Origin of the sequence: Mycolicibacterium pulveris, assembly GCF_010725725.1 — a bacterium.
GTDB lineage: Bacteria > Actinomycetota > Actinomycetes > Mycobacteriales > Mycobacteriaceae > Mycobacterium > Mycobacterium pulveris.
In genome coordinates this window covers 4,718,246-4,744,890 of record NZ_AP022599.1, presented here as the reverse complement: position 1 = coordinate 4,744,890, position 26,645 = coordinate 4,718,246, and the positions used below count along the sequence as shown (strand labels likewise).

Sequence of the window (26,645 nt, the reverse complement as noted above, 5' to 3'; positions counted from 1 at the left end):
GCTCGGCCATCGGAAGCGGTGCGTAATCACTGCGTCCGGCCGCGCCACCTGCGCGGTGAGGTGCCGTGTTCCCGGCGGAACACCCTGGCGAAGTAGCCCGGGTCGGCGATCCCGACGCGGCGGGCCACCTCCTGGATGGGCAGGTCGGTGTCCACCAGCAGCCGGCGGCTCTCGGCCATCCGGCGCTCGGTGATCCACTCCTGGACGGTGCGCCCGGTGCGGCGACGCACGATCGTCGTGAGATGACCCGGCGTCATGCCGACCTCGCGCGCCACGTCTCGCAGCGACAACGGCTCGCCGTACCGTCGCTCGATCACCGCGAACACCTCCGCGAGCGCGGTCTCGCCGCGGTATCGGAGATGGCCCACCACGTCACCCGCGACGCGGGCCAGGTCGATCAGCAGCAGCGTCAGGTGTGCGACCGCGGCCTGCCGGTACCCGTCCTGGCGCGCTGCCAGCTCGTCCTGGATCGCGCTGATCGCGGCGTCCCACACCGGTCGGCGGTCGCGGGGGAGCCGCAGTTCGAGCATTCCGCCCGCCTCGGCGTGCAGAAACGGATACAGCAGCGGGTGCCCACGCCAGGCCGGCCATGAGGCCTCCGCGTCCACCCCCAGAGCGGTCGGGTCGAAGAAGACCCCGACGCCGTCACTCGAGCGCTCGACCCGGGTCGGGTCCACCACCTCCCCGGGTGCCGCCACATAGACCAGGCAGGCCGACGACACGTACCACAGGGCCGGGAAGTCGTGAATGTGCAGACCGCGCTCCAGCGTGTCTCCGGCTTCTGCGAACACCACCGACACCGGCGGTGCATCCGGCCCCGTCGGATACGCGTACATCGGCACGCCACCGCGGTGCCGAACCAGCCGGGATTGCGCCGTCATACCAGCAGAAGATAATCCTATTTCTGCGGAGAATCGACCAACCATACTGGAGTTCTTAGGTTCACCATGAGGATATGACCGAACATCGTTCACATTGCCGTCACGACTACCTGCCTGCGGCGGGACATGACGCCTTCCTGCCGTGCTACGACCTGCTGACCCGCGTGCTGGGGTTCAGCAGGGTCTACGATGCACTGATCGACCAGGCCGATCTCGCCGATGGTCAACGTGTGCTCGAAATAGGTTGCGGTACAGGAAACGTCATCACCCGTGTCCAGAGGCGTCATACCGGTGTCGAGGCGATCGGCTGCGATCCCGATCCACGCGCCTTGGCCCGGGCGCGACGTAAAGCCCGCGGATTGGCCGGGATTCGGTTCGACCGTGGCTACGCCCAAGAACTTCCGTATGCCGACGGCGAGTTCGACCGCGTGCTGTCGTCGATGATGTGGCACCACCTCGAAGACGGCGTGAAACCCCAAGCGGCAGCCGAGATTTTCCGGGTGCTGCGGCCCGGTGGCATGCTGTACCTGCTCGACGTCGGCGGCCCGATGAGCGCCGATGACGGGCGCGCCGCGCGACGGATGCTCCGCAGCACGCATGTGGCAGGCAGCCTCGGCGATGCGATTCCGCGACTCATGCGCAGCGTCGGCTTCGACTGCACCCAGGTCGACACGCACCGGCAGCGCCTGGTCGGCAGGCTCACCTACTACCGCGCTGTGCGATCGTCGTGACGATGTGCTCGGCGATCGCGAGCGAGGACGTCGCCGCCGGTGAGGGCGCGTTGCGGACAACGACCACACGGTCGCGGAAGCTGAGCCGGAAGTCGTCGACCAGGCTGCCGTCCTTGTCGAGCGCCTGCGCGCGCACGCCGGCTTTGCCTTCGACGACGTCGTCGTCGGCGAGTTCGGGTACGTAGGCGCGGGCGGCGGCGACGAATCTGCGCCGGCTGACCGATCCGTACAACTCGCGGACCCCGGTGCGCCAGTGCTGCCGGGCGAACCGCCAGAAGGCGCCCGTGCCGGCGATCTCGACGAGATCGCGAACCGAGACCGCCGTCCAGGTGTAACCCTCGCGGGCAAGGGCGAGAACGGCGTTCGGCCCGATCAGCACCTCGCCGTCGACGCGCGGGGTCAGGTGCACGCCGAGAAACGGATAGCGTGGATCTGGCACCGGGTATACCAGCCCGTTCACCAGATGGCGCCGCTGCGGCTTCAACGCGTAGTACTCGCCGCGGAACGGCACGATCACCGGGTCGGCACCGTCGCCCACCAGCGCCGCCAGCCGGTCGCTCTGCAGCCCGCCGCACACCACGACGCGGTCGAAGGCGTCATCGCGCACGGTTTGTCCGTGCCGTGCGGTGACGATCACCTCGTCGCGCACGGTTCGCATCCCGACGACCTGGTGACCAAGCAGGATTCTCGCGCCGTCGGTGACGGCATCAGCGGCCAGCGCCCCGGTCACCTCCGCGAAATCGACGATCGAGGTGGACGGCGAGTGCAGTGCCGCCACCCCGGTGACGTGGGGCTCGAGCTCCCGCAACTCTTGGGGGCCGATGATCCGCACCCCCGGCACCCCGTTGGCACGTGCGCGATCCGCGATGTCGTCCAGCCGGGTGCGTTCGGCGTCGTTGAGCGCGACGAGCACCTTGCCGCAACCGATCCGGCGGATGTCGTGCTCGGCGCAGAACTCCTCGAGCAGGCCGACACCGCGGCGGCATAGCAGCGCCTTCTGGGAGCCGGGTTGGTAGTACAGACCGGCGTGCACGACGCCGGAGTTGCGCCCCGTCTGGTGCGCGGCCAGCCGGTCCTCTTTTTCGAACAGCGTCACGGCCGAGCCCGGCTGCCTGCGCAGAATTTCGCGTGCGACGGCGACGCCGACGATGCCGCCACCGACGACGGCGATCCGCGAACCTGTCACCACGATCACAATCTTGCCTCATCCGCTGCTTGGAGCCGCGTTCTCGACAGCCGGGGTCACCGTTAGGTCACGGTCTGGTATCTCATTGGTGTTGTGCCATAGCACAATTGGACTAATTGACACGTCTGGCAGTACAAGTGGACTTGCGACTGCTGTGCCCAACGGTGGGTGCGGGCTGCTCGCGCCGATGTTCGAGAAAGTTGAATTCCGATGAGACGCATAGTGGCTCTGATGCTGGGTCTGGCCTTGCTGGGGGTGACGCCGGGTGTCGCGACCGCTCAGCCGGCGACGCGGTCCGCGGTCAACCAGCAGGCGGTCGATCTGGTGATCGCGCGCGGGCTCTCGCAGCGCGGCGTGCCGTTCTCCTACGGCGGCGGCGATGCGTCCGGCCCGACGCGGGGCAGCGGAACCGCCGAGAACGTCGCCGGCCTGGACCCCGACGGTCATATCGTCGGGCTGGACCCCGCGCTGAGCACCGTCGGTTTCGACGCATCCGGTCTGATGGTCTATGCGTACGCCGGCGCCGGGGTCAAGCTGCCGCGGTCATCGGGCGCGCAGTACAAAGTCGGCCAGAAAGTCGCGCCGTCACAAGCTCTTCCCGGCGATCTGATCTTCTACGGGCCGGAAGGCACCCAGAGCGTGGCGATGTTCCTCGGCAACAATCAGATGCTGGAGACCGCCGAGACGGGGGTCACGGTTTCCCCGGTCCGCACCAACAACATGGCGCCGTACCTGGTCCGCATCATCGCGTGAGGACCTCCGGCGTGCGCCATACGTCTGGCTGCACGGGATAGGCGATCGCCGCGCGGACCGAGCCGGCGATCTCGGCGCCCAATTCGCGGTGCACCAGCCACAGCGCCAAATCGATGCCCGAGGTCACCCCGCCCGCGGTCACCACGGTGCCGTCGTCGACGACGCGGTGCCGCCTGACGGTTGCGCCATGGCGCGAAAGCTCTTCCAGCGCAGCATCATTGGTTGTAGCATTGCGACCGCGCAGGAGGCCTGCCTCGCCGAGGATCAGCGCGCCGGTGCAGACGGACGCCACCCAACGCACCGACGGTGCCAACTCGGCGATGGCGCCAGGCAGCGCACCGCGCCGAATCTCCCGTCGCACACCGGTATCCGTCGCGTCCACCCAGCTGCCGCCGGGCACCAAGACGGCACCCGGTGTGCCCAGCGTCTCGTCGATCTGCATCCGTAATCCGTAGGCCGTGGTCACCGAGCCGGCACCGTCGGCCCGCACCAGGGCCACCTCGAGGCCGGCGTCGAGCGCGGCGGCCCGCACGAACACCTCCCACGGCGCGATCACGTCGAGGGGATCGAACCCGTCGAACACCACGATCTCGATGCGCACGGGTTCTAGTTGAACATGTCCACAACGAGCAGCACACCGGTTGCGACGAACAACAGCACCAGGATGACGATGGCGATCAGGCCCGCGACCGCCGTGGGCGTCATCCGGTGCCGTGGGCGTTCGGCCGGTTCGGACAGCCCGGATGTCTGCGCCGAGTCCGGTGGTGTCGAACCCGGCCGGACACCACCCCCGGGCTCGAGATCCGGAATCTGTGCGGGGTCTGGGTCGGGCGGTTGAGCAGTCATGGCGACTACCGCGTACCCGCCTGCGCGTGGTTGACACGTGCGCGGCGGGATCAGCGGCCCCGCCAGTTGGGTTTGCGCCGCTCGCGCCACGCCGTGAGGCCCTCGGCGACGTCCTCGGTGGCACCGGCCACCTTGCGCATGGTCTCGCCGAAGCGCACCGACTCGATCCACCCCATGTTCTGGGTCCGCCAGGCCACCTCCTTGGTGGCCCGTTGCGCCAGCGGCGCGGCCTCGGTGAGGACCCGCGCCCAAGCCAGCGCCTCGGCCTGCAGTGCGTCGGGTTCGACCAGCTTCCACACCAGCCCCATCTCCTTGGCCCGCTCGGCGCTGATCGGCTTACCGGTCAGCAACAGCTCCATCGCGTCGGCCCACCGCACCCGTTGAGGGAGCCGGATCGCGCCGACGATGGTCGGCACACCGATCGACACCTCGGGGAAGGAGAACGTGGCCTCGGTGCTGGCGATCACGAAGTCGCAGAACAGCACCCCGGTCAGCCCGTACCCGATACAGGGGCCGTGCACGGCGGCGATGGTCGGCTTGAACAACTCCATGCCGCTTTCGAACGAGTTGATCGTCGGCTTCTCCCAGAACGTGCCCGCGAAAGTGCCCACCGAGCCCTCGCCGTCCTTGAGGTCCCCGCCCGCGCAGAACACGTCGCCGTTTGCGGTCAAGATCCCCACCCAGGCGTCCTCGTCGTCGCGGAACCGGTTCCATGCCGCGTTCAGCTCGTTGCGCAGCGCGCCGTTGATCGCGTTGCGGGCCTCGGGGCGGTTCAGCGTGATGGTGGCGATGTGGTCTTTGCACTCAAACGTGACGAGGCTCATGGCTGCACCATAATCTCAGGGGACCGCTGCCTGCCGTGATGGGAGTACGCAATGACGTCAACTGTGGAGGCGACCGACCGGGTTTCCGGGCTGGCCCGCGGCATGCGCGAGCTGGTCGCGGCCGAGGCGGCCGAATCCGAGCGCATGCGCACCCTCACCCCGGCGATCGTCGACGCCATGTGGGATACCGGGTTGATGACGGCGTTCAACCCCGTCGCGGCGGGAGGAGTCGAACCGTCCTTCCCCGAAATGATCGAGACGTGGATCGAGATGGCCTGGCAGGACGGGTCTTTCGGCTGGATCGGCATCGCCAACCTGCCGTCGTCGTTCGCCGCCGCCACCTATCTGCCCGACGAGGGCTTCGCGGAGGTGTTCACCGCCCACGACAACCGGGTCACGCTGGGCGGGCAGTTCTTCCCCAACGGCCAGGGCCAGGCCGTCGACGGCGGGTACCGGCTGAGCGGGTCGTGGAGTTTCGGCTCGGGAACCGGTCATTCCCAGTACGTCGCGGCGGGCTTTCTGCCGATGGACGCCGGGGAGGTGCGCTGGGTCAGCAAGGGGTTGCCCGACATGCAGGTGGCCGTGCTGCCCCGCGACCAGATCAGCTTCAACGACGACTGGCACGTCCAGGGACTGAAGGGCACCGGCAGCTACGACTACAGCGCCGAAGACGTGTTCGTTCCGGCCTACCGGACGTTCCCGCTGTTCACCCGTGAGCCGCGCCGGGGTTCGTCGCCGGCCACCCGGATGGGGCTGATGGGAATGACCGCGGCCGGGCACGCGTCGTGGGCGCTCGGGGTCGCCAAGAGCATGCTCGATGACGTCGAAGAGCTCGCGGCCACCAAGTTCCGGATGAGCGACATGGCGTCGCTGGCCAGCAGGCCCACCTTCCAGAAGGGCCTCGCGCACCATGTGGCGGCGTGGCGCGCCGCGCGGCTGCTGGTGCTGCAGGCGTTCGGTACGGCCGAAACCGCCGTCGCCTCCGGTGAGGAGCTGACCCCGACCCTGCGCGCGGACATGCGGGTGGCCGCCGTCTACGCCACCGACGTGGCCCGCCAGTGCGCCGAATGGGCGCATCTGGTCGCGGGCACCAGCGCGATCCGCGAGGGCTCGCGGCTGGAGCGGGCGTTCCGCGACATGTACACCGGTACCCAGCACGCCTTCATCAGCGAGAAGGTCGCCATCGACGCGGCGCAGGTGTGGCTGGGCATCATCGAGGACCAGTTCGGGCTCTGATCAGCCAGTGCGGGCGACGAATTCGGCGACGACGCGGCCAAGTTCGGCGCCGCGCTGCTCCTGAACGAAGTGGCCAGCACCCTCAATCGTCGTGTGGGGTTGGCCCTTCGCGCCCGAAATGTGGTCGGCGAAGACCTTGTCCCAGCCGCGAGTCGCCGGATCGCCGTCGGAGTACGCCGTGAGAAACGGCCGCCGCCAGTCCCCGAGCGCGGCCATCGTCGCGCGCCCGATCGCGGCACCGGGGTCGTTGCGCGTCAACGGAATCAACGCCGTCATCTGCCGCAGGCCGGCGGTGAACGTGCGGTCCGGGAACGGCGCGTCGTAAGCGGCGAGGACGTCGGGGCTCAGCGGGCCCGCCACCGCATCGAGGAAGAAACTCGGAACGAGTTCAGGTGAGCGTTGGTAGAACGCCACGTAATCGAGGAGGGTCTCCTGGTGGATGACCTGACCGTCGCCGACGGCGTGGTGCGGCCATGCGAGCCTGCCCGCGAGTCCGGGGTCACACGTGTGCAGGATCGTGTTGGTCGCGACGACGCGGGCGAACCGGTCGGGCTCGCGCGCAAGCACGCTGAGCCCGATGGGTCCGCCCCAGTCCTGAACGACCAGCGTGATATCGGTCAGGTTCAGCCGGACGAGCGCGCTGTGCATCCAGTCGACGTGGCGTTTGAAGGTGTAGTCGGTCGGGTCGGCGGGCTTGTCCGACCGGCCGTAGCCGATGTTGTCGGGCGCGATCACGCGCAGGCCCGCGTCGAGCAGTACGCGGATCACGTGCCGATACAGGTACGACCACGTTGGTTGACCGTGCAGCAGCACGACGACGGGCGCATCAACCGGTCCGGCGTCGACGTAATGCATTCGCAGGGGCGCGATTCCGCGTGTCTCCACGTCGACATAGCTAGGGACGAACGGGTAATCGGGCAGCCCGGCGAAGCGCTCGTCAGGTGTTCTCAGCACAGCCATGTGCTCAGCCGGCGACCGACTCGAAGACGCCGTCGGCGACCATGTTGCGCAATGCCTTTCGGTCGAACTTGCCGCTCGCCAGGGTGGGGATCTGGTCGCTGGTGACCACGGCCCAGCGGGTGGGCACCTTGTAGGCCGACAGCTGCGCGCGGGTGCGCTCGGCCAACGAGGCCACGTCGACGCCGGTGTCGGTGTCGGCGGGCACCACCACCGCACACACCTGCTCGCCGCGCACCGCATCATCGACGCCGACCACCAGGCACTGCGCGACGTCGTCGAACTCCTCGATGACGGCCTCGACTTCGAGCGGTGAGACGTTGGCGCCCGCGGCCTTGATGAGTTCGGTGCTGCGGCCGACGTAGAACAGGCGCGGATCACCGGCTCGACGGTAGACATGGTCGCCGGTGTGATACCAGCCGTCTTCGTCGAACGTCTCCCACCGCTCGCGCTTGTTGTAGCCGGCCATCACACCGATTCCGCGGATTAGCAATTCGCCGACGGTGCCGTCGGGCACCGGTTCACCGGCGTCGTCGACGATGCGCATGTCGGTGAACACGAATCCGCCCGCGGTTTCAGACATGGTGCGGTGCACGGGATATCCGTCGGGCACGTCGACCATCGCGACGTCCAGCGGCCCGTCTCGCAGCAGCGGTGCGCTGGACAGGTCGCGGTCGGCGAAGGTCGGGTGGTCACGCAGCTTCTGGGTGAACGCGGGCCACCCGATCACGCCAGTGGCCCGTTCGCGCTCGACGAGGTCCAGCGCGGTACCGGCGTCCAGCCGCGGCATGGTGATCACCGTGACGGGTTCGTGCAGCGCCCCGGTGACAGCGAGCAGCCCGCCGATCCAGAAGAACGGCATCGCGGACAGAATCCGAGGTGGCCCTTCGGATTTGGTGACCAGCCGGACCGCGCTGGGCCAGGTCGACGTCTGGCGGACCAGGGTGCCGTGCGTGTGCAGCACGCCCTTGGGGTCGGCGGTGGAACCGGAGGTGTGCACCATGACGGCGAGGTCGGCGGGGGACACCTCGGCCTCGGCGGCGGCCAGCAGGTCGGGTGACACGCCGTCGGCGCCGTCGTCGTATCGCGTCGCCCACGCCCGCCCGATATCGGTGGTGAACAGGATGCGGCGCAGATACGGGGCGCCGGCCAGCGCCAACCGCCCGCCGGGCTGACCGACCAATTGCGGCCAGGCCGTTTCGAAACGTTCGGCGACGTCGATGCGCAGCACCTCGGCGGGCGCGACCAGCAGCGCGATGTCGGCAAGCCGGGCGACCTTGGCGATCTCGGCCGCCGTGTAGAGGGTGCTCAACGGCACCACCAGCGCGCCGATGCGCGACACCGCCAGCCACCAGATGACCCAGTCGACGCCGTTGGGGAAGAACAGCCCCACGCGGGTGCCCTTGCCGACTCCCTCGCCGAGCAGCCACCGGGCGATGCGCGCCGAACGCTGTTCGGCCTGCTCGTAGGTGAGCCGTTCGGTCGGGGTGACCAGGTAGGTGTGGTGGCCGAAGTCGTGCGCACTGCGCTGCAGAAGCGCCGGGACGGTCGGTCTGGGAAGCGTCACCCACCGATTGTCACCCCGACCATCGGTCGAGGCTCAGGCACCCAACGTGCGTTGGATGTCGCCCTTCATCGCGTTGAGCTGCGAACCCCAATAACCCCAGCCGTGCGTGCCGTTGGCGGGGAAGTTGAAGGTGCCGTTGGAACCGCCCGCGGCCTGGTACTGCCGCTGGAAGTTCTTGTTGCTGTCCAGGGTGATGCTCTCGAGCACCTGCGCCGGGATGTCGCCACCGCCGCCCAGGTCGCCGGGCCTGCCGCTGCCGCAGTACACCCAGATCCGCGTGCCGTTGCTGACCAGCCGTCCGACGTTGGCGGTGGGGTCGTTGCGCTGCCACGCCGATGACCCGCCGGGTCCCCACATCGCGGTGGCGTCGAACCCGCCCGCGTCGCGCATCGCGAACCCGACCAGGGTCGGCCAGAGCCCCTCGGAGAGGTTGAGGAAGCCCGACAGGGAGGCGGCGTAGCGGAACTGGCCGGGATGGTAGGCCGCCAGGATCAGCGCCGAGCTACCCGACATCGACAGACCCACCACTGCGTTGCCGGTCGGTGAGACGCCCTCGTTCGCCGACAGGTACGCGGGCAGCTCCGAGGTCAGGAACGTCTCCCACTGGTAGGTGTAGGTGGTGCCGTTGCCGACGGCCGGCTGTTGCCAGTTGGTGTAGAAGCTGGACATGCCGCCGACGGGCATGACGACCGACAGACCCGACTCGTAGTAGTTCTCGAACGCGGCGGTTTCGATGTCCCAGCCACTGTTGTCGTCGCGGGCGCGCAGCCCGTCGAGCAGATACACCGCGTGTGGGCCGCCGCCCTGGAACTTCACCGGGATGTCGCGGCCCATCGCCGCGGACGGCACCATCAGCGTCTCGACGGGAAGCCCCGGGCGGGAGTAGGCCGACGCGGTCGCGGTCGACCCCGCGACCGCGGCCAGGCCGGGCAACACCAATGCGACGACCGCGCCGACGATCAGCCTTCGAACAACGCCGGGCAGAAAACTGGATAAGAACGTCATATCTGTGAACCTCGAGAAATGCCGCACGCGGGCGGCGGTGTGCATCTGAAACGCGGACCGGCGAACCTTGGGCGCCGGGTCAGGGCCGTTGCTTGACGCCTGCCGCGGGGTTTTGTCGCAGCCCTCAGCGGACTGCTGCACACCGTTTGTCGGCGATGACGCTCACCGCGTTACGGCGCGTGCCCGAGTTCAGCAGCCGAGTTCGACGACCGCGGTGCTGACGACGTTTCCGGCGGCCGAAATCGACAGACCCAAGTCGTCGCGGACCATGACGACGACGTCTGACGCGGGCGTGCCCTTGCGGGTGGCATTGCAGATTCTGGTGCCTTCGGACAGCAATTGTTCGGCGCTCAGAAATGGCAACCGGTCTTGCAGTTTGCGCAGGTATTCATCTTGGTCCGCCGCGGCCTGGGGCGCGAGAATCAGCGAACCGGCCAATAGCACGGTCAGTGCGCGCACCAGATACGCCACACAATCACCTCCGAGACAAACTCGCAGCCCCGAAAATGGGCTGCTTCGTAGCGCTAACGATATCGGTCGGGCGTCACATATCGAAATCGACGCATCCGTCACCGCGGAGCCGAAACTGCGTTCGCGATGAGGCGTCAGTATCCTCCAGTTAAATGGCGCACGATCGAATGGGCGGCACGGCCCGCTTCCGCCGAGGAGTGCGGATCGCGCTTCGCGGGCATCGTGACCCGGCACCCGTCGCCGGTCAGCGCCGCCGCGCCGCGAGCGGCGTCGACGAGATCCACGCCCGCAAGGTTCTCGACCTGACGATCCGGCTCGCCGAGGTGATGTTGTCCTCAGGTTCGGGCACCGCGGACGTCGTCGCGACGGCACAGGACGTCGCCCAGGCGTATCGGCTCACCGACTGCGTCGTCGACATCTTCGTCACCACGGTCATCGTGTCGGCCCTGCCGACCGCGGACAGCCCGCCGGTCACCATCGTGCGCAGCGTCCACACCAGGTCCACCGACTACACCCGGCTGGGCGAACTCGACCGGCTGGTGCAGCGCATCACCTCCGGCGGTGTCTCGGTCGACCAGGCCCATGAGGCCATGGACGAGTTGACCGAGCGTCCACACCCGTATCCGCGGTGGCTGGCGACCGTCGGTTGGGCCGGCTTCGCGCTCGGCATCGCGATGCTGCTCGGTGGCAACTGGGTGACCTGCATCCTGGCGGCCACGACGTCGGCGGTCATCGACCAGGTCGGCAGGCGGCTGAACCGGATCGGCACCCCGTTCTTCTTCCAGCACGCGATAGGCGCGGCGATCGCGACCTTCGTGGCCGTCGCGGCGTACTACTTCGGCGGTCAGGGGCCGACCGCGCTGGTGGCAACCGGAATCGTGATGCTGCTGTCCGGGCTGACGTTCGTCGGCGCGATGCAGGACGCGGTGACCGGATACATGCTCACCGCCATCGCCCGGCTCGGGGAAGCGGTGCTGCTCACCGCGGGGATCGTCGTCGGCATCCTCGCGGGCTTGCAGATCGCCACCATGGCCGGTGTCGTCATCGAACTGCACGTCGACGCGACCGAGTCGTTCGTACCGCCCCACGGGGCGGTGGCCATCGCGCTGGCGGTGGGCGGCGCCGGGCTGGCAGGCGCGGCCCTGACCGTGACGAGCTACGCACCGCTGCGGGCGATCGCGACCGCCGGGCTGGCGGCGGCCGCTGCAGAGGTGGTGTTGATCAGCCTCGGAACCGCGGGCGCCGGGCAGGTGTTCGCCAGCGGCGTCGCAGCCGTCGGCGTCGGTGTCATCGCGACCCTGATCTCGATTCGACGGCAGGCCCCGGCCCTGGTCACCGCGACCGCCGGCATCATGCCGATGCTTCCGGGGCTCGCGGTTTTCCGGGCGGTGTTCTCCTTCGCCGTCGACGGCAATTTCGACAACGGCCTGCGCCAGATGATGGCCGCCGTCGCCACCGCGCTTGCGCTGGGCAGCGGCGTGGTGCTGGGGGAGTTCCTCGGTTCCCCGCTGCGCTACCGCGCCGGCCGCATCGGCGCCCTCCTCCGCAAGCAGGGACTGCCCGGCCTGCGTCGTGCCGTCGGACCGGTCGTGCACCTTCGACCGACCGAAGCCGCCGAGACGACGAGCGCTCACCATCCGCAATCGCGAAGCCTCGCGCTGGAACCGACCCCGGCCGACGAGGAGTCCCGCTCCGACGCCGATGCGCCCGAATCCCCGGACGGCCAGGCTGACCGCCGCGACGGGCAGCGCGACGGTCAGCGTGATGAGCAGTAGCGACGACCGACAAGACGGCGGACGCCCGAACCGTTAGCCTTGCTCAGATCGGGCCCGGCCCACGGAGAGGACAACGGGGAACTCATGACGCAACGACGACGCGCCGTGCCGTCCGCAACCGCAGTGAGGCTCGCGGCCGCGAGCGCGCTGATCGTCGGCGGTGCGATGGCCGCGGCCGGGCAGGCCGGCGCAGATCCCGTGCCCACCCCGACTCCGGGACAGCCCGTGGTGGACACCTCGCACGAGCCGACGGGTCCGCAACCGCCGCCACCGGTCGGGGCGCCGCCGGTCCCGGAGATCGCGCCGGTCTACGGCCAGGGGCAGTCGCAAGGCCAGTTCGGTTTTTTGAGAGACATGTGGCACATGTTCCACAGCGGCAATCCGCTTGCCGAGTTGACCGCGCCGCCGCCGGTGGCGGCCGGCCCGCCGCCGGGTGCCGGCCCAGCCCCGCCGTTGCCGCCCGGACACATCTCGCTGACGGCTCCGGAGTCGTCCACCCCGCCGGCGTCACCGCCCGGCGCCGCGCCAGAAGCGGTGCCGGCCCCGCCCATCGAGCACCTGCCGCCGACGCCGTGACCAGGCGATGAGTTCGGGGCGCTGGCGGGGTCTAGACATTCATGGTCATTGTCGCCGGACACATCACGGTGCCGCCCGCGCAGCGCGAGGCCTACCTCGCGGAGTGCGTGAGCGTCATCGACCAGGCGCGCCGCGCACCCGGCTGTCTGGACTTCGCGATCACCGCCGACCCGCTCGAATCGGGCCGCGTCAACATCTACGAACGGTGGGAGTCGCAGGCAGCGGTCGAGCGCTTCCGCGGCAGCGGGCCGTCCGATGACCAAGGCGCCGTGATGGTTTCGGCGTCGGTCGCCGAGTATGACGTCGCCGACGTCCGTTCGTTGGTGGAGCGGGGGTAGTCCCGTCAGTTCGCGGCGTCGATGATCTTGATCGCGAAGACCAGCGAGTCGCCGGGCTGGATACCGGCGGCCGGTTGGCCCTCGGGGTAGCCGTCTTCAGAGGTCATCGCCACACCGACGGTGGAGCCGACCGTCTGTCCGGCGATCGCTTTCTGGAAGCCCGGCACGACCCCGGTGAGCGGAAAGTCGACTGGGACGCCCCGCTCGTAGCTGTTGTCGAACACGGTCCCGTCACGCCCGTTGACCCCCATGTAGCAGACCAGCACCGTGGCCGTGTCCGCGACCACCGGTCCGTCACCCGCCTGCAAGGTCTGCACCTGCGTTTCACTGACGCTGAACGGCGCGTCGACCACGATGTTCGGCGCCGTCGTGTCGGTGGATCCCGTGACGGCGACGCTGCCGGAGGCGCCGGACAGGTTCCATTCGGCCGGGACAGCGGCATCGGGCGCCGCGGTCGGGCACGCAGCGGCCGGCTCGGGTGTGGCCGTTTCGGTGGGCGACGGAGCGACCAGCTCGTCGACAGAAGGTGCGCTGGTGGTAGGTGTGGCGGTGGTTTCCGTGTCGGAGCCACACGCGGCAAGCGTCATGGCCAGCGCAGCGGCACATGCCGTGAGGACGGCGGACGAAGACATGCGGGAGAAGTTCACGCTGCGCCACGCTACAGCAGTCGGTGCCGGTGGTCGGGTTACGTGACGCGGGTTGACCCGCGTCGCGCAGGGTCGCGGTTGCTGGGGACGATGATGGAGTTCGCTTCTTGGCGATGTGTCACCGAGGCGCTATTTACCCCACGCGCCTTTTAGGCTGTGCATTTGATACAAGTTAAGTACCGTCTTCTTTGAAAATGCAACGTCTCGTGCGGGGGAAACGCGGGAGTGGGGTGGGGATGGTCCGCTGGGGGGGACGATGGTGGAAGCAACCGGATCAATACGACTGGATCAGCGCTTACCTGGATGAGCGCGGAATTCAGATAATTTGGCGATACGCGACGTTCGCCTTCACGCTCGCCATCACGGCGGTGCCCATTTTGTTGCTGTGGAGCCCGGCCGGGCCGGACAACACCGCGACTGTTCTTGTCGCGATCACCGCGGCGACAATCGGGGTCGGCGGCGCGCTTCTGTGGTTGCTGCGATGGCCCACACGGCGGCAGTCGGTGGTGTATTCACTGATGGGCGCGTTGGCGGTGGGCGCAATGTGTCTGGCGATGTCCAACCCGTACACCGGACTGATGGGCTGCACGATCTTCGCCATCATCGGTGGTGTCGTCGCCTACTTCCACACGATCGGCCTCACGGTCATCAACCTGACGCTGGCCACGGTGTGCTCGGCAATTCTCGCCTACCGGCTCATCGCCACCACCGGCGACGTCACGCTGACAGTTGCGTCGTTGATCACGGTAGCCGCGCTCAATATCGGCATCCCGTTTGGAATCCAGTCGTTGATGCACACGCTGCGAACCGACTTACGGGGTACCGACCGGGATCCGCTCACCGGATTGCACAACCGGCGGTCCTTCCACAGCACGGTGTACGAACTGATGATGCTCGACCATCACCGCGCAGGCATGTACCTGGTGATGGTCATGATCGATCTCGACAACTTCAAGCAACTCAACGACACCCAGGGCCATGAGGCCGGCGATCAAGCGTTGGTGAGCGTCAGCGCGGCGCTTCAGGAGAACTGTCGCTCCGCTGCCGTGATCGGCAGGGTGGGGGGAGAAGAGTTTTTAGTTGCCGACGTCGACACCGGACCGAACCCCGCCAAGCTGGCCGAACGACTACGCCGAGCTATCGCCGAAGTTCCGTTTCCGGTGACAGCCAGTATCGGCACCGCCGGTGCACCGCTCGAAAGTTCTTCGGCCAGAGCTAATCTCAGGCTCATCGATGACCTTATTCGCACCTCGGACACTGCGATGTACGAGGCCAAACGCGCGGGCGGCAACCGCGTCTGCCACCATTCGACGATCGTGTCGGCCCGCGATGCACTGAGCACTGCCGAATCACGCCACGATCAATAATCCCAGACGGCAGGCACGCATCGAAAGACGTCACCGGCCACTGCCACGCGACAGACGGACGGGAACGGTAGGTGGGTGGCCACCATCGACTCGCCCGTCGCCGCGAGCTCCCGCAGCAGGCTGATCCGGACCCGTGCCGACTCCTCAGGATCATGATCAAAGCCGTTGTGCCATTCGGGATTATCGAATCCGGGCGCAAACACCGCGTCGCCGGCGAAGGTCAGCTGATCGCCGCCGGAGGCCAGACGCACGATACTGTGCCCTGGCGTGTGCCCGCCTGTGCGGGCAACGAGTACACCGGGTGCCACTTCATACTCCATCTCGAACGTCCGCAGCCGGCCGCTGTACTCGTCCAGAAATTGCGCGGCGACTCTGCGCAGCACGCCCGGCACCGGTGCGGGCATCTCGGTGTGGGAGAAATCGGGCGAGTCCCAGAACTCGGCCTCGCGGGTCGCCACGTGAATCTGCAGATCCGGCCGGAACCGTTCCTTCAGCCCGTCTGAGAGCAGACCACCCACGTGGTCCATATGCAAGTGGGTGAGCACCACGTCGGTCACGGCTGCAGGATCGATGCCTGCGGCCTCCATCCGCCGTCCCAGCTGTCCGGCCCGCGGGAAGTCGGGGAACTCCAGGCCCAGCCCAGCGTCGACAAGGATGGTGCGGTCGCCGCTACGTAGCACGACGACGTTCAGCGGCCAGTCGAGCACATCGGCCGGCAGGAACCGCTCGTCGAGCCAGTCGGCGAACTCTGCGGGGTCGGCGTTGGTGGCCATCGTCTTGCTGGTGATCGGGAGAACACCGTCGCTGATCACCAGCACGTCGATATCGCCCACCTGCACCGCGTAGCGCGACGGAACCAGCTCGTCGAGGCCCGCAGTACCGAGTGAAATGTTGTCCATGCTCATGGTTCTCCTGTTCAGCGCGGTTATCCGAAGACATGGAAACTGACTGTCTTCTCGTAGAACGCCCTGCCGGGTCAGGAGTTATCCCTCTGCGCTAGCCAATCGAGGGAAGCGCCGATGGCGTCGGTGTCGGCAGGATGGGGACCACGTGCTGCTTATTGACGCACGGTCGCCGAAACGTGAATGAACACGTATCTCAGCGGCTTACGATGTGGCCGTGGCCGATGTGACGGTGGCGATATTCACGTTCACCAGGAACGAGGCGACCGCCGTCACGGAACTGTTGACGCGCCTTTACGTCGACGTACCCGTATTCGGTCGGTCAGGTATTTCGGGCCGCGCGGGTGTCCTATCTGTCATTGGGTGTGATTGTCCCATCACCCGACGGCGAGGTCGTCAAACTGCAGAACAAATGGATCGTGCGCACGCAACCTGACGAGCAATCCCCGCTCGATCCGATTGCGTTGGGAGGCGGGGCCGCGGGCACTCCGGGTTCTGTGTTCGGACTGGAGGTTCCCGACGCCCACATTCTTGCAACGGACAAGGTGATCAAGATCGCGCCGGGTGTCGCACCGGTGCCGATAGATACCGCGCCTAGCGGTCCCGTCTATGAAAAGGGAGATTGGACATACTCTTTGGCGCTCGCCCTGTACTCCGGAATGGCGGCTGACCCCGTGCTCGTCGACATGGAGTCCTTCGGTATCGCTTCGGTGATGCGCGCGCTGGGTCTGTGTGAACGCGTTCTCGTGCTGCGGGTCGTCACAGACGCCTTGAGCGATAAGGCAGGTCAAACCGACCAGGACCAACTCGACTTCCTCAGAGCGGGTTCGGCTGAGCTGGCGGCCGCAATCGCGTCCCTCTTGGGAATCTGATGATGACGGGCCCAAACCAACGAACCCTCGAGGACGAGGTGCGCCGACTGCGCGCCGGCATCGTGAAATCCACGCCTTCGACCCGCGACGCACGGGAGTCGGAATTGGATCGTGTCGTGTCGGCCGCGTCCCGAGCGTGGCGCCGCGACTGGGGAGCGAGCCAGCCCGCGGATGACAGCACAGCTCTTCCTGGCGCAAGTCGCCTCCGACTACCGCCGCGTGGCGTCACCCGAACTCGACCTCGATGAGGTGGAAGCGCAACGGAATTCGGACGAAGGCGCGACGATCCTGGAGCGTTGTCACGTGGTAAGCCGACCAGTGGCGCCCCTAGCTGTCGGCCAATACCTTGCATCTCACCAACGCAGTGTTCGCGGGGGTTTGGCGAATACGTTGGAGACATGGATGTTGTCTGCAGTGGATAGGATTCTTCAATCGCAATGCGCGGTGGCGTTCGGCGACGTACTCGGCCCGTTGATTCACGTCGCACTTGACACGTCGAACGACCACGCTGCGATGGCACTCCCCGGTTGGTCTAGCCGTGTGGGGGAGACGTGGTGCGAAGAGTTCCTGGTAGCAGGGGCTGAGATCCTCAATGATCCGAGCTTGCTCGGCTCGTCGCAAATTGAAGGACGCGTGACCACCTCGTACCGCCGGGACCCGATCGACGCGCCGGAGACCATAGACACTGTCGTTGCCCTCGCAGCGGCCCTGCGACCTGTCGACGACGTGAGAGTCAGTGCCGCAGGAGGTATTCCAAAGATCGATCTGGTTCTGTCGGGCGAGCGCCTCACACCAGACGAGCTCGCCTGTTCCGGAGGAGGGCGCGGGACATACCCGCCGATGTGAGGATTGTGACCGACGCTTCGGATGACTAGTCGGGCATATCTCTATGGCGAGACAGCGGCAATGAAGTTCTGAATCGCCTCAGCGACACGTGCCGGTGCTGTGGCGATGGCGAAGTGCGATTGATCCGGCCAGCAGACACGCTGCGCATGGGGAAGGGCGGCGGCCAAGCGGTCCATGGCGTCGGGGAGGGGAGACCAGCTCTGACCGCCCTGCATCAGCAGCACGGGCACGTTGATCGACGCCCACCGCATGGTGTCGTCGGTGTCGGTGGCCATGCTCTCCAGGTCGGCTTGCACGGCGACGGTCGCGGCACGGCTTGTTCCCGAATATTCTGCGGACTGCTGAGCTTCAGCCAACACCGCCGGAGGAATGCGCGCGGCCTCGTGCGCGAAAAGCTCGAGCGCACTGTCGAATTGTTCGGCAGCGCACAACCGGCGGAACTGATCGAGAACAGGCATCAGGTGCTTACCCGCTTGGAGCAGCGGTGGCTCGAACAACGCCAGCGACGCGATACGCTCCGAATTGTCAGCCGCGGCGTGAAGCGCCACGGTGGCACCGTAGGAACCGCCGATGACGTGCACACGTTGTCCGTCGCGGTCGGCCAATAGACCAAGCACTGCTTGGAGATCAGCAGCCTCCGTGGCGAAGCTGTTCGGCGAGAGACCGGCGTCGCTGGGCGCGTGATTACGCCGGGCGTAGTACGCGACCCGGTGGCCCGGCAGTCGCGAACCCACATCGGCCCATGTGTCCAAGCTGCCACCGGTCCCGTGCACGAACACCGCCGATGGACCAGCTCCTGTCACCTCCACGACGAGCCGTGTTCCGTCCGGTGCGGTCAGTTCGGTAGTCATAGCTCCGAGTATCGGCACCGTTGTTGCTCGCCCGCAAGGCGGTTACTGTTGATAGAACGGGTTGTTCTTGGACGCTTTTCCTTTGTTTCCAATGTGTTTAAGCGGACAACGAGGGAGGTCGTATGCCGACAAACCGCCTGACCGGTGACGTACAGCAATTCGAGGCCCGAGCAGCCGACGCTGACCTCGAGGACCTGCGCGCACGGTTGGCCGCCGCACGGCTACCGGAAACCGAGACCGTCTGTCGCGCCCCACCCGACCCACGCCGATGGGAGCAGGGTGTTCCTCTCGCCGACCTCATCGATGTCGTGCACTATTGGCGCACCGAGTACAACTGGAGAGCGTTCGAAGAACGGCTCAACCGAATCGGTCAATACCGCACGGTGATCGATGACCTGGGAATCCATTTCCTGCATCGTCGATCGGCGCGGTCCGACGCTGTTCCGTTGATCTTGACCCACGGCTGGCCGGGGAGCATCGCTGAATTCGTCGATGTGATCAGCGATCTGGCAGATCCAACGGACGCCTCCGCGCCTGCCTTCCACGTGGTGGCACCGTCGCTACCCGGGTTCGGCTACAGCGACAAGCCGTCCACGACGGGGTGGGGGACCGGGAAGATCGCGGCCGCCTGGGTGGAACTGATGGGGCGGCTCGGTTATGGGAAGTTTCTTGCCCAGGGCGGCGACTGGGGAGGGAACATCACCACCGTTCTCGCCGGCAGATACCCGGAGCATGTTTTCGGCGTCCACTCGACGTTCGCCGAAGCTCCGCCCAATGTGTCGATGGATGGGCTGACACCGATGGAGCGCAAGTGGGCTGAGGATACGCACGACTTCTGGCAGTACCGCGCCGCGTACGCAAAACAGCAGGCGACCCGGCCGCAGACCATCGGCTACTCGCTCGTCGACTCACCAGTCGGACTTCTCGCATGGATCCTCGACAAGTTCGCGGAGTGGTCGGATACCGAAGACAGCCCGTTCGAATCGATCTCCATCGACCGCATTCTCGACGACGTCACGCTCTACTGGCTGACGCGGACCGGCGCGTCGGCGGCGCGCATCTACTACGAGAGCCACAACTCGCTCGACCCCGGCCTTCGCGTCGATGTCCCGTCGGCAATCACGATGTATCCGCGCGACATCGAGAAGACGCCGCGGCCCTGGGCGCAGCAGCGGTACCGCAACATGGTGCGGTGGAACTCGCCCCAAGCCGGGGGACACTTCCCGTCGCTGGAGGTGCCGGAATACTTCGTCAAGGATCTGCAGGAAGGCTTCGCAGCGGTGCTGGCCGCGGGCCGTTGAACTCGTCCTTGACGTGTTCTTGTCGTATACTGACGACATGAGTGCGACACTGGTCTCGGATCTGCGGGAACTGCTGTCCGACGTCAACGATGCGACGAAGCAGCTGCAGCGGTCGGCAACCGTCCCCGACGAAGTGGCTCAGGTGATCGACAGCTTCGATTCGGCGCTCGAAGCGACCCGCCTCCGGCAGGAGGCTGACCCGTATCTCACCGCCGTCCTATGGGAGGCGGCGTACCGCGCCGAGAAGGCGCTGCGCCACGACGATACGACTCAACGGCGACGCGACGTCCGCGTCGCGCTCGAGCAATTCCGTCAAGCCCTTCGCGACATCACCGAAAACCAGCCATACAGCACGGATTCGCCCGTCAGCGAAGTCCTGTCCCGAACGGTCCAGACGCTCAGCGTGCCCCAGAAGGACGTGGCAGATCTGCTCGGGGTTTCGGTGCGGCAGCTGCAACGCTGGCTGGCCGAAGGTGGCTCGGAGCCGACGGCAGAGGACGCCGGCCGCACCCGCGCTGTCGGTCGGATCGTCAATCAACTGCGCCACACATTCACGGGGCCAGGGATATTGGCGTGGTTCCATCGCGAACATCCGCTCTTGGGTCAGCCGCCAGTGGACTTGCTCGATGACCCGCTTCGATACCCGGAGGTACTTCGTGCGGCCCTTGCCGCGCGCGCGATGACGGCATGAGATTCACGGCGTTCCGGCACGCGGCCTACGACACACCGTGGTGGGCTTTCCCGAGTTCCCGCGAGGGACGGTTTCACCGTGCGGGGCAGGACACCGTGCAATACCTGAGCCTTCATCCGCTGGGACCCGCTGCCGAGATGCTTCGCCACCATGTCGGCCCCGGTGGCGATCCTGACGAGGTGTTGTTGAATCTGTGGACTGCAGTGCTCGACATTGAGGCCGTGGTCACGGTGGATTTCCAGGACTGTGAAGCCTACGGACTCACCGTCGACGAACTCGTCGGAGATGACTACGCACCGACGCAGGCGTTGGCCGCTGTCGTTCGCGACGGGGGAGCAGATGCGATGGTCGTGCCCTCGGCCGCGTTGCCCGGAACGTCCAACCTGATCCTGTTCGGTGTCCGTGTCTTACACCCATACCTCTGGGAGCCGATCAGCGCTGAGGAGGTTCCCACCGGACACCTCACGGACGGGGCGCGCTCAGCGACTGAGATCGCCGACCGAGTTCGATGGCTCGGCACTCCACACCCCGCGGTCGAACAGTGGAAGACGACAGACACCTACGAACTCTTCGACGATCCGATGGCTGCCCGCTGGTAGCTCCAATTGGTGCACGGAAGCATGGTGTCGGCGGCTTAGCCTTTACCCGAGCTGCCGTACGAGGTGAGGTTCGATCATCGCACCGACATGCAACAACTTGCTCGTCGAATACGACAAGACCTGCCGGTACCTGGCTGCAATCGATGACATCGCCACGCTGACGGAATACGTGACAAATCTGCACGATTGCTTCGGCCATCAAGACCGTTGGTCGATCTTCAGCCGCAACATCAGCGTGGCTGCTGGGCGCTGGGCGGAGGAACTGCGCAAGCGGCGCCAATTGGCGTAACACGGGTCATCGCGTAGTGGTTCATGTGATCGATGTGAGACTCTTAGCCTGTGGTGGAGGTTCCGCGCAGGACGATGCGTCGTGGCGCGAAGTTGGCGGGACTGCCGGTGCGCGCGGCCGGGCGAGCGGTGCTCGGATGGGGCCAACGACTGGCCGGCGGCGATGCGGACCTGATCGCTGAGCAGTGGTCGGCGCGCAGTGCCGAGCAGGTGTTTGGCGTGCTGGGCGAACTCAAGGGTGGCGCGATGAAGTTCGGCCAGGCCATGAGCGTTTACGAGGCAGCCATCCCGGATCAATACGCGGCCCCGTACCGAGACGCGCTGACCAGGCTTCAGGCGGGGGCACCACCGATCTCGACAGCTCGGATCCACCGAGTGCTGGCGGAGCAGCTGGGAACGCGATGGCCGGAGCGGTTCGCCGAGTTTGATGACGAGCCGGTCGCCGCGGCCAGCATCGGGCAAGTGCACCGGGCGGTCTGGCACGACGGTCGACCGGTGGCAGTCAAGGTGCAGTATCCGGGAGCAGACGTCGCGTTGATGGCGGACTTGCGCCAACTCGGACGGTTCAGCCGACTGATAGCGCCCTTGTTTCCCGGGCTGGCGGTACGCCCGATGATCGATGAGCTGTCGGCTCGGATGGCCGAGGAACTCGACTATCGCCGCGAGGCGGACACCCAGCGCGCGTTCGCGTCGGCGTTCGCCGACGATCCACAGTTCCTGGTGCCCAAGGTGGTCGCATCGTCGCCCAAAGTCCTGGTGACTGAATGGGTGAGCGGTCAACCGATGTCGGAATTGATCAAGACCGGTGATCAAGACATCAAGAACGACGCGGCCAGGCTGCTCTTCGAGTTCAGCGCCGCTTCGATGGCGCTGCTCGGCGCGCTCCACGCCGACCCGCATCCGGGCAATTACCAACTCGACGCGGACGGCCGGCTGGTCGTGATCGACTTCGGCGCGGTGGCGACCGCCCACCGTTCGGCGCTTGTGTTCCTGGACAGCATCCGGCTGGCCGAGCTCGCCGATTCCGTGCAACTGGACCGCATACCTGATCCGCAGGTGCAGGCGTTGGTGCTCTCCGAAGTCAACAGCGAACTCCGCGCGCTTGGATTCAGCGGTTCTAATACGCAGATCCACCCGGAAGATGTGCTGGCCTATTTCGGTCCGTTCACCGAACCGCTTCTGGCGCAGCGGTTTCAGTTCAGCCGGCAGTGGCTGCAGCAGCTGGGTCCTCGGGTGCCGGGGCTGGCTCGCGGGCAGGACTTTCTCGACGGCGCAGTGCTGGCCATTCCACCAGAGCACACACTCATGTTTCGCACCCTCGCCGGCATCGCGGCGGTCGCCTGCCAACTCGAGGCCGAGGTGGCGTTACGCGACATCATCACCCGCTGGTATCCCGACTTCGAAAACCCGAAGATCCCGCCGAACCTGGCCACGGCGTTGGGAATCGACTGATTCGCTCGGAGGTCAGTGCGTTGTCGCCTGTTCGTGGATCGACAGCGACGCCATCCGTGGGTACAGGATCGCCGGACCCAGCCATCGCGCAACAAAGCTGCGCAATGCGCGTGCGCTCCGCGGCGGTGCCCCAGGGTCGATCAGCATCGACTGCACCGTGCGCAAGGTCATTTCGGCGAGCTCGTCAAGCGCAGCGCTGTCGAAACCGTGGAGCTGCCAATCGACGTCGAGTCGGTGCAGAAACGATAGGCAGAACGTTCTCGCGGTGTCGGAGGTCAACGAGGTGACGGCTTCGCCGTCCTGTCGCCGGGTCAAAAGACTTTCTAGCTGAGGGTCTCCGGTGAGGGTTTCGACCGCGAACGAAACGCATTCAACCAGCGCGGACACCGGGTCGTTGACGCCGCGGACGTGCTCCACGATCTGGTCGATGAATCCGTCGACCGCGCGCATTGCGCTGGCGATGAGCAGCGCGTCGGCATTGGGGAAGTAGCGGTACACCGTCTGGCGGGTGACCCCGAGCTTGCGTGCGACGTCGGCGAGGCGTATCGCTGATCCGTGTTCGGCGACCACCTCGTCGACCGCATCCAGAATCCGGGCAATGGCCTCCTCATCCGAGGCAGGTGTCACACCTGACCAGCCGCGGCTACGCATGTCTTTCTCCGTCGAATTCGATCGGAAGCGTTGTCGGACCGGTGATTCCCAACAGCGATTTCCACGGTGCGGGTCCGACGCGACGCGGCGCAACGAGACGGCGGGTCAGGACGACGAGGGCTTCCGCCAGCTCGCGGCGGGCAAGGTTGGCCCCCAGGCAGTAGTGCGCACCACCGCCGAAGGTCAGGATCGGGGGAAGGTCCTTGCGCGTGATGTCGAAGCGGTCAGCATCTTGATAGATTGCCGGGTCGCGATTGGCCGCAAAGGTGTTCACGAGTATGAACGTTCCTGCCGGGAACAGGTAGCCGCCGAATTCGACGTCCTCGATGGCTGCACGCGGCGCGATACTTGCGGCCGGAGAATGGCGCATGCTTTCCTCGACGGCCTGCATCGCCAGCTCGGGATGGTCGCGCAGCTTCGCCCATTGGTCGGGGTGCTCGCAAAGCACCTGCACTGAGGCGGCAAGTTGGTTTCGCGTGGTGTCTGTTCCCGCCATCAGGAAGCCGGCCACCAGCATGCGCAGTTCGTCGAGATTCAGTCGGTCGCCGTCGCTTTCAGCGCGAATCAGTTCGGAGAGAAGATCATCGGTCAGGCTGTTTCGGCGGCTGGCGACCATGCCGTCGACGTAGGCGTCGAGTTCGCCCCAGGCACGCATGATCTCGGCCTCGTCGAAGTTGACGTCGGGCTGGAAGTGGAGCGCCTTGAACACTTTTTCGGTCCAATCAACGAAAAGGTGCCAATCCTTCTTGGGCGCACCGATGAGCGCGCACATGATCGGGGTGGGGTAGGGCCGTGCGATGTCGGTCACGACGTCGCAGCGTCCGGCGCCCACCACCCGATCGACCAGTTCGTTAACCACTTCTTGGATCGTGTCTTGAAGACGCGATGTCGCGCGGGGGGTGAACGCCTTGGACACCAGTTTGCGTAGCCGGACATGTGCTTCGCCATCGAGACCCAGCAGGCTGTTCGCCATCTTGTCGAACAGTGGACCCGATGTGATTCCCTGTGCGGCCAGAGTGATGCCGGGGGGTAGGCGGAACCGGTTGTCGCGCAGCATATCCCTGGCGAACTCATACGACAGGACCTCGGGGCCGAAGGGACCGATGGCGATGGGTGCACGTGCTTGCGCGGATCGGACGTCGTCGAGAATGTCGTGTGGCGAGGCGGCGAGGGTGTAGCTGAAGCTCGGGAGGTCGGCGTCGAAGACGCTGGGAGCAGTACTGGTCACGGTCATAGTGGCTCGCCTCCCGCGGGTACCGGACATCTTTGTCTAAAGCGTATGACCATGAACGATGCGCGTCAACGAATTCGCAGAGAATCTCACGATAATCTGTTCCTACCCCTACACAGATCATACGAATTGCTAACGAACGTCCCACGATGTTTCTAGCAGCCAGAACCCGTGGGCGCCGCGAGGGTGATCAGCTGGGAAATACTGCTTCATGGCTACCGAAGACGAGGGAAAATCGCTGTATGTCGACCGCGCTCTGGATCATCGTGGCTGTGTTCGCCGTGGGGACGGTGGCCGGTGGGCTGCTGCGGCTGCGGGCGTGGTTGCAGAAGCCGGTGCCGCCTGAGGTGATCGAAGCTGCGCACCGCGACGACGACAAAGACACCGATCGATGACCTCGCATGATCCGCAAGGGAATTCGGCGCTGCCGGCGTGATCCGCTGACTAGGGACCGGGGTCGCGGCTGACGGCTGTAACGTATGCGTATCCCAGAATCGCTGTGCACAGACATGGACGCCACTAGGCTGGCGGCGCGGGCCTTTACGCCAGGCTGACTGCTTGGACGATCAAACGCGAGCTTCTGACGAGCCCGAAGGGGTGCCCATGCATCAATCCGCGGCCATGTCGGAGGCCGACCGCGCATGGATGGTCGACACGCTGGTCGCGCTGCTGGAGACGCCAAGCCCGACGGGTCGTACCGACGCGGTGATGCAGTTGATCGGCGAAATTTTCGATGACTTCGGCTTGCCGTTCACGCTGACTCGGCGCGGGGCGCTGATCGCCGAATTCGAGGGGGAGTCATCGACTCCCCACCGGGCGCTGGTGGTTCACGCCGACACCATCGGCTGCATGGTGCGCGGGCTGAAGGACAACGGCAGGCTGGAGGTTATTCCGGTCGGCTCGTTTTCGGCACGGTTCGCCGCGGGCGCGCGCGTGCAGATTTTCTGCGACGACGTGGGGCAGGTGATCACCGGCACGATCCTGCCGCTCAAGGCCAGCGGGCACGCGTTCGGCGACGAGGTCGACACCCAACCGACGGACTGGCAGCACGTCGAGGTCCGCGTGGACCGCAAGGTGTATACGCAAGACGACCTGGAGCGCCTCGGCATCAAGGTCGGTGATTACGTCGCGCTGATCGCCAGTCCGGAAGTCACCGACGACGGTTTCGTCGTCTCGCGCCATCTCGATGACCAGGCGGGCGTCGCGATCGCGCTCGCACTGACCAAACACATCGTCGAAAACGGCGTGGTGTTGCCGCACCGCACCGCGATCATGATCACCATCTCCGAGGAGGTCGGCTACGGTGCAAGCACGGGGCTGCCCGCCGACATCGCCGAGCTGGTTACGATCGACAACGCGGTGTGCGCGCCGGGCCAATATTCCATCGAGGACGGCGTGACGGTCCCGATGTCCGATCTGCACGGCCCATACGACTACCACCTGACCCGAAACCTGTGCCGGCTCGCCGAGGAGCGGGGAATTCCGTTCGCGCGCGACGTGTTCCGTTTCTACCGCTCGGACGCGGCGGCGGCGATCGAGGCGGGTGCCAGCACCCGGGCAGCGCTGGTCGGCCCGGGCGTCGACGGCAGTCACGGCTGGGAGAGGACTCACATCGAGTCGATGGAGGCGACGTACCGCTTGCTGCAGGCGTGGCTGCAGACACCCCTGACGTTCGCGCATTGGGATGCCAAGCCCTCGGGGACGGGCAACCTGCGCGACTTCCCGTCGTCGAAGCAGCCCGCACCGCGCGGGCGCAGCAGATGACCTCCCACTGGGATCTGGCGTCGAACACAGGGTGCTG

General features: G+C 66.4%; 31 protein-coding genes. 16 read left to right on the top strand and 15 right to left on the bottom strand.

The genetic code is table 11. The features are described 5' to 3' along the window. Positions 1-26 precede the first annotated feature (26 nt). Positions 27-881, bottom strand: a complete 855-nt coding sequence (locus G6N28_RS23010) for a helix-turn-helix transcriptional regulator (RefSeq protein ID WP_163904352.1) — start codon at positions 879-881, stop codon at positions 27-29. Positions 882-955: 74 nt separating this feature from the next. Here G6N28_RS23010 and G6N28_RS23005 point away from each other — a divergent pair, with 74 nt between their 5' ends. Continuing rightward, positions 956-1,612 (top strand): class I SAM-dependent methyltransferase, encoded by a 657-nt coding sequence (locus G6N28_RS23005; RefSeq protein WP_163904350.1) that lies wholly within the window; start codon positions 956-958, stop codon positions 1,610-1,612. On the opposite strand, the gene lhgO is transcribed toward G6N28_RS23005, so the two are convergent. Continuing rightward, on the bottom strand, positions 1,581-2,804 hold the full coding sequence (gene lhgO, locus G6N28_RS23000) for an L-2-hydroxyglutarate dehydrogenase (protein ID WP_407665023.1): 1,224 nt from the start codon (positions 2,802-2,804) through the stop codon (positions 1,581-1,583). The two genes, G6N28_RS23005 and lhgO, sit on opposite strands and share 32 nt — an antisense overlap. Before the next feature lie 204 nt (positions 2,805-3,008). On the opposite strand from lhgO, the gene ripD reads away from it, so the two are divergent. Beyond that, on the top strand, positions 3,009-3,551 hold the full coding sequence (gene ripD, locus G6N28_RS22995) for an NlpC/P60 family peptidoglycan-binding protein RipD (RefSeq protein ID WP_163904346.1): 543 nt from the start codon (positions 3,009-3,011) through the stop codon (positions 3,549-3,551). Here the strand turns inward: ripD and G6N28_RS22990 are convergent. Genes G6N28_RS22990 through G6N28_RS22980 form a run of 3 tightly spaced genes read right to left on the bottom strand, consistent with a single transcriptional unit; the run spans position 3,541 to position 5,221 of the window. Beyond that, entirely contained in the window at positions 3,541-4,152 is a 612-nt protein-coding gene (locus G6N28_RS22990) for a DJ-1/PfpI family protein (RefSeq protein ID WP_163904344.1), read from the bottom strand. The two genes, ripD and G6N28_RS22990, sit on opposite strands and share 11 nt — an antisense overlap. Before the next feature lie 5 nt (positions 4,153-4,157). Continuing rightward, positions 4,158-4,397 (bottom strand): DUF6480 family protein, encoded by a 240-nt coding sequence (locus G6N28_RS22985; protein WP_163904342.1) that lies wholly within the window; start codon positions 4,395-4,397, stop codon positions 4,158-4,160. A gap of 50 nt (positions 4,398-4,447) precedes the next feature. Further along, positions 4,448-5,221 (bottom strand): enoyl-CoA hydratase/isomerase family protein, encoded by a 774-nt coding sequence (locus tag G6N28_RS22980; RefSeq protein ID WP_163904340.1) that lies wholly within the window; start codon positions 5,219-5,221, stop codon positions 4,448-4,450. 51 nt (positions 5,222-5,272) lie between these two features. On the opposite strand from G6N28_RS22980, the gene G6N28_RS22975 reads away from it, so the two are divergent. After that, positions 5,273-6,457 carry an acyl-CoA dehydrogenase family protein gene (locus G6N28_RS22975; protein ID WP_163904338.1) on the top strand — a complete coding sequence of 395 codons (1,185 nt, stop codon included), beginning with the start codon at positions 5,273-5,275 and terminating at the stop codon, positions 6,455-6,457. Here G6N28_RS22975 and G6N28_RS22970 read toward each other — a convergent pair whose 3' ends face one another. The 4 genes from G6N28_RS22970 to G6N28_RS22955 all read right to left on the bottom strand — a co-directional run bounded on the left by G6N28_RS22970 (position 6,458) and on the right by G6N28_RS22955 (position 10,457). Then, positions 6,458-7,417: a haloalkane dehalogenase gene (locus G6N28_RS22970; protein WP_163904336.1), complete on the bottom strand. Its 960-nt coding sequence runs from the start codon at positions 7,415-7,417 to the stop codon at positions 6,458-6,460. Positions 7,418-7,421: 4 nt separating this feature from the next. Further along, entirely contained in the window at positions 7,422-8,981 is a 1,560-nt protein-coding gene (locus G6N28_RS22965) for a class I adenylate-forming enzyme family protein (RefSeq protein ID WP_163904333.1), read from the bottom strand. Positions 8,982-9,014: 33 nt separating this feature from the next. Beyond that, the gene (locus G6N28_RS22960; protein ID WP_163904331.1) at positions 9,015-9,986 is read right to left on the bottom strand and encodes an alpha/beta hydrolase; all 972 of its coding nucleotides are present in this window, start codon (positions 9,984-9,986) and stop codon (positions 9,015-9,017) included. A gap of 189 nt (positions 9,987-10,175) precedes the next feature. Next, complete coding sequence (locus G6N28_RS22955) at positions 10,176-10,457, bottom strand: DUF732 domain-containing protein (RefSeq protein ID WP_163904329.1); 282 nt, start codon at positions 10,455-10,457, stop codon at positions 10,176-10,178. 152 nt (positions 10,458-10,609) lie between these two features. Here G6N28_RS22955 and G6N28_RS22950 point away from each other — a divergent pair, with 152 nt between their 5' ends. The 3 genes from G6N28_RS22950 to G6N28_RS22940 all read left to right on the top strand — a co-directional run bounded on the left by G6N28_RS22950 (position 10,610) and on the right by G6N28_RS22940 (position 13,146). Further along, the gene (locus G6N28_RS22950; RefSeq protein WP_163904327.1) at positions 10,610-12,232 is read left to right on the top strand and encodes a threonine/serine exporter family protein; all 1,623 of its coding nucleotides are present in this window, start codon (positions 10,610-10,612) and stop codon (positions 12,230-12,232) included. Positions 12,233-12,316: 84 nt separating this feature from the next. Continuing rightward, on the top strand, positions 12,317-12,808 hold the full coding sequence (locus G6N28_RS22945) for a hypothetical protein (RefSeq protein ID WP_163904325.1): 492 nt from the start codon (positions 12,317-12,319) through the stop codon (positions 12,806-12,808). A gap of 41 nt (positions 12,809-12,849) precedes the next feature. Continuing rightward, positions 12,850-13,146, top strand: coding sequence for a putative quinol monooxygenase (locus tag G6N28_RS22940; RefSeq protein WP_163904323.1), 297 nt, complete (start codon positions 12,850-12,852; stop codon positions 13,144-13,146). A 5-nt stretch (positions 13,147-13,151) separates the two neighbouring features. On the opposite strand, the gene G6N28_RS22935 is transcribed toward G6N28_RS22940, so the two are convergent. Beyond that, positions 13,152-13,778 (bottom strand): FKBP-type peptidyl-prolyl cis-trans isomerase, encoded by a 627-nt coding sequence (locus tag G6N28_RS22935; protein ID WP_163904321.1) that lies wholly within the window; start codon positions 13,776-13,778, stop codon positions 13,152-13,154. 331 nt (positions 13,779-14,109) lie between these two features. Further along, a complete protein-coding gene (locus tag G6N28_RS27215; RefSeq protein WP_235674667.1) occupies positions 14,110-14,394 on the bottom strand; it encodes a hypothetical protein in 285 nt (94 codons plus the stop codon). Between G6N28_RS27215 and G6N28_RS22930 the strand changes: the two genes are divergently transcribed. Next, positions 14,372-15,160, top strand: coding sequence for a GGDEF domain-containing protein (locus tag G6N28_RS22930; protein WP_235674666.1), 789 nt, complete (start codon positions 14,372-14,374; stop codon positions 15,158-15,160). The genes G6N28_RS27215 and G6N28_RS22930 overlap by 23 nt on opposite strands. Here G6N28_RS22930 and G6N28_RS22925 read toward each other — a convergent pair. Beyond that, a complete protein-coding gene (locus tag G6N28_RS22925) occupies positions 15,154-16,065 on the bottom strand; it encodes an MBL fold metallo-hydrolase (protein ID WP_163904316.1) in 912 nt (303 codons plus the stop codon). The genes G6N28_RS22930 and G6N28_RS22925 overlap by 7 nt on opposite strands. A gap of 341 nt (positions 16,066-16,406) precedes the next feature. On the opposite strand from G6N28_RS22925, the gene G6N28_RS22920 reads away from it, so the two are divergent. Beyond that, positions 16,407-16,934, top strand: a complete 528-nt coding sequence (locus tag G6N28_RS22920) for a nucleoside phosphorylase-I family protein (protein WP_163904314.1) — start codon at positions 16,407-16,409, stop codon at positions 16,932-16,934. 171 nt (positions 16,935-17,105) lie between these two features. Next, a complete protein-coding gene (locus tag G6N28_RS22915; RefSeq protein ID WP_163904312.1) occupies positions 17,106-17,780 on the top strand; it encodes a hypothetical protein in 675 nt (224 codons plus the stop codon). Between the two features lie 41 nt (positions 17,781-17,821). Here G6N28_RS22915 and G6N28_RS22910 read toward each other — a convergent pair whose 3' ends face one another. Beyond that, positions 17,822-18,631, bottom strand: a complete 810-nt coding sequence (locus G6N28_RS22910; protein ID WP_163904310.1) for an alpha/beta fold hydrolase — start codon at positions 18,629-18,631, stop codon at positions 17,822-17,824. 122 nt (positions 18,632-18,753) lie between these two features. Between G6N28_RS22910 and G6N28_RS22905 the strand changes: the two genes are divergently transcribed. From G6N28_RS22905 to G6N28_RS22885, 5 genes are all read left to right on the top strand, one after another. Then, positions 18,754-19,932, top strand: coding sequence for an epoxide hydrolase family protein (locus tag G6N28_RS22905; RefSeq protein ID WP_163904308.1), 1,179 nt, complete (start codon positions 18,754-18,756; stop codon positions 19,930-19,932). A 37-nt stretch (positions 19,933-19,969) separates the two neighbouring features. Beyond that, entirely contained in the window at positions 19,970-20,623 is a 654-nt protein-coding gene (locus G6N28_RS22900) for a MerR family transcriptional regulator (RefSeq protein WP_163904306.1), read from the top strand. Beyond that, positions 20,620-21,222 carry an RES family NAD+ phosphorylase gene (locus G6N28_RS22895; protein WP_163904304.1) on the top strand — a complete coding sequence of 201 codons (603 nt, stop codon included), beginning with the start codon at positions 20,620-20,622 and terminating at the stop codon, positions 21,220-21,222. Before G6N28_RS22900 ends, G6N28_RS22895 begins: the two co-directional genes overlap by 4 nt. Before the next feature lie 97 nt (positions 21,223-21,319). Beyond that, positions 21,320-21,511 carry a hypothetical protein gene (locus G6N28_RS22890; RefSeq protein ID WP_179962139.1) on the top strand — a complete coding sequence of 64 codons (192 nt, stop codon included), beginning with the start codon at positions 21,320-21,322 and terminating at the stop codon, positions 21,509-21,511. A 50-nt stretch (positions 21,512-21,561) separates the two neighbouring features. Next, entirely contained in the window at positions 21,562-22,962 is a 1,401-nt protein-coding gene (locus tag G6N28_RS22885; RefSeq protein ID WP_235674665.1) for an ABC1 kinase family protein, read from the top strand. Between the two features lie 12 nt (positions 22,963-22,974). Here G6N28_RS22885 and G6N28_RS22880 read toward each other — a convergent pair whose 3' ends face one another. Both G6N28_RS22880 and G6N28_RS22875 read right to left on the bottom strand, forming a co-directional pair. After that, positions 22,975-23,613 (bottom strand): TetR/AcrR family transcriptional regulator, encoded by a 639-nt coding sequence (locus tag G6N28_RS22880; protein WP_163904302.1) that lies wholly within the window; start codon positions 23,611-23,613, stop codon positions 22,975-22,977. Continuing rightward, positions 23,606-24,847, bottom strand: a complete 1,242-nt coding sequence (locus G6N28_RS22875) for a cytochrome P450 (RefSeq protein ID WP_163904300.1) — start codon at positions 24,845-24,847, stop codon at positions 23,606-23,608. Before G6N28_RS22875 ends, G6N28_RS22880 begins: the two co-directional genes overlap by 8 nt. Before the next feature lie 239 nt (positions 24,848-25,086). Between G6N28_RS22875 and G6N28_RS26785 the strand changes: the two genes are divergently transcribed. Both G6N28_RS26785 and G6N28_RS22870 read left to right on the top strand, forming a co-directional pair. After that, entirely contained in the window at positions 25,087-25,239 is a 153-nt protein-coding gene (locus G6N28_RS26785) for a hypothetical protein (RefSeq protein ID WP_128106628.1), read from the top strand. A 208-nt stretch (positions 25,240-25,447) separates the two neighbouring features. Beyond that, on the top strand, positions 25,448-26,608 hold the full coding sequence (locus G6N28_RS22870) for an osmoprotectant NAGGN system M42 family peptidase (RefSeq protein WP_163904298.1): 1,161 nt from the start codon (positions 25,448-25,450) through the stop codon (positions 26,606-26,608). Positions 26,609-26,645: the final 37 nt, after the last annotated feature.